General features: G+C 60.5%; 5 protein-coding genes. 1 reads left to right on the top strand and 4 read right to left on the bottom strand.

From position 1 onward, the window contains the following. The 4 genes from BQ7471_RS00025 to BQ7471_RS00010 all read right to left on the bottom strand — a co-directional run. Positions 1 to 401: glycosyltransferase family A protein (locus BQ7471_RS00025; protein WP_205408221.1), on the bottom strand; the 401-nt coding region annotated here is incomplete at its 3' end. Between the two features lie 95 nt (positions 402 to 496). Beyond that, positions 497 to 1,756: a type II toxin-antitoxin system HipA family toxin gene (locus BQ7471_RS00020; RefSeq protein ID WP_076463244.1), complete on the bottom strand. Its 1,260-nt coding sequence runs from the start codon at positions 1,754 to 1,756 to the stop codon at positions 497 to 499. After that, on the bottom strand, positions 1,753 to 2,031 hold the full coding sequence (locus BQ7471_RS00015) for a helix-turn-helix transcriptional regulator (RefSeq protein WP_205408220.1): 279 nt from the start codon (positions 2,029 to 2,031) through the stop codon (positions 1,753 to 1,755). The genes BQ7471_RS00020 and BQ7471_RS00015 overlap by 4 nt, the downstream gene beginning before the upstream one ends. 132 nt (positions 2,032 to 2,163) lie before the next feature. After that, positions 2,164 to 3,192, bottom strand: a complete 1,029-nt coding sequence (locus BQ7471_RS00010; protein ID WP_205408219.1) for a LacI family DNA-binding transcriptional regulator — start codon at positions 3,190 to 3,192, stop codon at positions 2,164 to 2,166. Positions 3,193 to 3,451: 259 nt separating this feature from the next. On the opposite strand from BQ7471_RS00010, the gene BQ7471_RS00005 reads away from it, so the two are divergent. Further along, the coding region (locus tag BQ7471_RS00005) for a sugar-binding domain-containing protein (protein ID WP_328586638.1) at positions 3,452 to 3,954 on the top strand (503 nt) is incomplete at its 3' end.

The following is a 3,954-nucleotide window of genomic DNA, read 5'->3' as shown; positions in this document are numbered from 1 at the left end:
ACGAGGTCCGTCCGATCGGATGCGGCGCGGTCGCGAATCGTGTCGAGTATTCCCTTCGTGAGGCGAGCAGGGCAGTGGAGGGGGAGCATGTAACGGCCTCGTGCGATACTGGCGGCCTCGGACAGCACGGTGGCGTACTGATCGTCATGAGAGCGGCTGACGCGGCGCAGTCGGATCCGCGTGTCCCTGCCTCGCAGGAACTCGAGCCGCTCGATGGTGTCCTGTCCTGCGCTCATGTGGGCGACGACGACCTCGATATTCCTGAGACTCTGGTTCAATGCGGAGCGCAGAGTCTTCTCCACGACATCGGGCTTCTCGGAACCGTCTAGAGGGATGAGGATCGAGAACTCGGGTTTGGTGAGGAGCCGATGAGCAGTGCGGAGCAGCTTCTTCACCGTCATCCTCTCCATCGGCCCGGTCCGGTGGTTTCAGGATAGCCGGATGGGTGGCGATACTTTGCCCGATAACGTTTCTGATCCGTAGATGATGGCGCCGGTTAGCTGAAGCGGCGTACAACGTCGTCGCACCGCCGCGCGACCCGTTGCCTCAGAGCATCCGCTCGGGCAGCTGTCAGATAGAGTTCGACCTCGTCGATCGATACTTCGAAAGCACCCGGAAGTCGCGTGGCGTAATCAATAATCGTCGTGACGAACCAGTGAGGGTCAACCCCGAGTTCTTTGGCCGCCTTGACAGCATGATGCTCACTGACGGCACCGATCCTGTACTCCCCTCCGAACTTCAACGCGAGTTTCGCCTTGTGGCCGACCTCGGTTTCGGAAAGGATGAACAAACCCGAGATGAGATCGTAGAAGGGCGCGAGGACACGGGCGCGTCCAGACAAGATGATCGAAAGGTTCTTCGCGTGCCCGTCGGGACACGCGGCGACGAGATTGAACGCATGCCACCGAGCGAGTTCAGCAGTATCTTCATGCGGTCGACTCATGTCAGCGAGCAGGGAAGACATATCACGGATTCGCGGGCCTCCATCGCTTTGATACTTCCTCTCAGGGCCTAGTCCCAGAGCTTGGCAGAAGTCTTCCTGATGCAGCCTGCGTACCTGTCCTTCTGTGATGACACGGTCATAACGAGTGACGATGACTGCTGTCTCATCCTCGAAGTGCTCGAGGCGGATAGGTGCTGTGTGCAACCCGAGCAACTGCGCTGCACGCATCGTTGCGTATTCCGCCAGGTCCGAATATGCGAGACCCGTGATCCCCACCTTGAAGATATGGGTGGATGGTGCTCGCCCTCCTGGTTCCATCCAGTGTCCGTTCACGAGGGCGAGCGCGAACTTCCCCTGTTGACCGGCAAGCGACCATCGTCCAACGTCGCCCTCGTGCATGGTGAGCCCGGCGCCTGCATGAAGTTCTCGGATTCGCTGCGCGATGCTCGCCTCAGTATGCGGCGTAAGCGATCCCTCCGACGAGGGGGACTCTCCTTCGGGCAAGAGCTGAATCGCACCTGCAAGATCATGCCCGATGTGTGCAAGGAGAGAAAACGCAGAAGTTGATCCTATACCAAGCTTTTGAGCAATCCGGCGACGGGTCTGTTCCGACTCCGGCAGTAGATTCTCGAGCCAGTTGGCAACGACAGCACCCTTAAAACTCCGCTGTTGCATCGGCATCGATAAAGACAATGGAGTCGATAAATGGCTGGCGCAGTAGGCGTCGTCGTAGGTGAAGGATATCTGTCTTCTGTCTTCGATGAACGTACCGATGGGGGTACCTGCGAGATACCCGTGAAGACACCTACTCATGACCGACCGACCAAGGTGAGCAGTTCTGCCAGATCATCACCGTGATCACTGGGGATAAGATCAATCTCGAGGTTCAATGCTCTCAGCGTGCGCAGCACGAGAGAGAGTCGCACATTGGGAGAACCGGATTCTAGGGAGATGATCCATTTGCGGTTCACTCCGACTCGTCGCGCAAGTTCCGCTTGCGTCCATCCACAGTTCTGCCGCGCTTGCGCAACGGCTGCGCCTATCTCCTTCGGAGTCCCTGCATACACGACAACCTCCATGTCCTTCATCAAGGACATTTTAAGACATGTCCTTGATCGAGGACAATAGTGCGATATCCCCGATCGAGGACATCGCGATGATAGTGGACAAAGTCCTAGCTGTAGTTGCGCGGCATGGCCTGCTAGTGGGCCACCGCTTACTCAGGCACCCCCACCCGGCGGCGCGGTGCTCGCACGCACGACCAATCTGGTCGGAATGATGATTCGACGACTCCCATCGCGCGCCCCCCCGTCGAGTTGCTCCTTGATGAGGTCGATCATCGCCTCCCCGGCACGATGGAAGTCCTGCGCGACCGTCGTCAGGGGCGGAAAAGCGTATTCACTCAGGGGGAGCCCGTCGAATCCCACGACGGACACATCCTGGGGAACCCGGCGCCCCCTCTCATGCATCGCCCGGACCAGACCAAGGGCGACCTCATCATTGGCGCAAAAGACTGCAGTAGCACTCGGGTCGTCGGCGAGTCGCAGACCTGCGCGATACCCATCGGAGGACTCCCATCCACCGGTGATGGGGGCGGGGGGCGCGATCCCCTCTTCCTCCAGCCGCCGCACCCACGCAGCTGATCGGATCGCCGCCGACTGGGAGTCCGCGGGCCCGGTGACGTGGTGGACCGTCCGATGTCCCAAGGAGAGGAGCAGTCCGACCGCGTCGCGCACCCCCTGCACCTGGTCCGCAGACGCCGAGGGGTAGTAGCCGACCAGGGCGGAGTCGGAGGAGGCGACGGGCAGTCCCGGCGGGAGGGCGAGGTGCTCGAAAGTTGCCGTGCCCGATTGGACGATGACCAGTCCGTCGATCGGCTGGTGCGCCAATTGCATGAGAGCGTCGTGGACCTCGTCGGTTTCGGGATGCGTGACTTGGGAGACGATAACGGCATAGCCCAGCCGCTTCGCGGCCTCGAGGACTCCGGAGGTCGTGCGAGCCTCACCCGTTCGCTCGATCTGCTGGGTGAGGACCCCGACGATCTTCAATGTGCCATTGCGCAGTGCACGGGCAGCTTGATTCGGCGAGTACCCCAATTGCTCCATCGCGATGAGCACCTTGTCGCGCGTCTGCGGGCGAACCTTATCCGAGCCCCTGGACACGCGGGAGACGGTCTGCGGCGAGACGCCGGCCAGGCGCGCGACGTCGCCGATCGACGCAGCTCTCGCGGGGGTGCGTGGCGGTCTCATGGTGCGACGATACCAAGCCGACATCCATCTGCTGAACGGATAGCGTCGAGCAGATCGTCGCGTCGCGACCACGCGACGCGACGCATACGGGTCCACATCTATCACCCCTTGAAATGGCAGCGTCATCATTTAATGGGATGCTTCTCTACTATTTTCACGATATTCACACAAATACTTACAGTAAATCATAGAATGATGACGTCGCCATTTGAAAGGTGGTCGGCTTCCGCTGACAATCGAGTCTGAAGGAGAGTCACTGATGCATGTCGCTCGCCACTTCGAGAATCTCTCCGTCCTCCATGAGAACACCCTGCCCCCGCGCGCCTATTACGTCCCCGATTCCACAACCGCCGCATACGACATGGTGGACCGGGAGCAGTCGGAACGCTTCCAACTCCTCAACGGATGGTGGCGCTTCCGGTACTACCCCAGCGTCCGGAACGTCCCCCGCTTTTGGGACGAGGCCGACGAGTGGGCGGCATTCGACGACATACGAGTTCCCGGCACATGGCAGTTCCAGGGGTACGACTCCCACCAGTACACCAATATCCGCTATCCGATCCCCCTCGATCCGCCCCACGTCCCCCACGACAATCCCGCAGGCGCATATGTCACCGAATTCGCCTACCAGAGCGACCCCGCCGCGCCGACATGCACCCTGACATTCGAAGGCGTCGACTCATGCTTCTACGCGTGGCTCAACGGCACCTACGTCGGCTACAGTCAAGTCTCCCACGCCACCGCCGAATTCGACGTGACCGG

This window comes from Actinomyces mediterranea (genome assembly GCF_900155595.1).
Lineage (GTDB): Bacteria > Actinomycetota > Actinomycetes > Actinomycetales > Actinomycetaceae > Pauljensenia > Pauljensenia mediterranea.
Note: the sequence above shows the minus strand (reverse complement) of the source record. Positions and strands in the feature narration are given on the sequence as shown.

What these genes read in the sequence shown, in the direction of transcription:
- BQ7471_RS00010 (WP_205408219.1), bottom strand. Translation starts at nt 3,192, where the DNA reads ATGAGACCGCCACGCACCCCCGCGAGAGCTGCGTCGATCGGCGACGTC.
- BQ7471_RS00015 (WP_205408220.1), bottom strand. Translation starts at nt 2,031, where the DNA reads ATGAAGGACATGGAGGTTGTCGTGTATGCAGGGACTCCGAAGGAGATA.
- BQ7471_RS00020 (WP_076463244.1), bottom strand. Translation starts at nt 1,756, where the DNA reads ATGAGTAGGTGTCTTCACGGGTATCTCGCAGGTACCCCCATCGGTACG.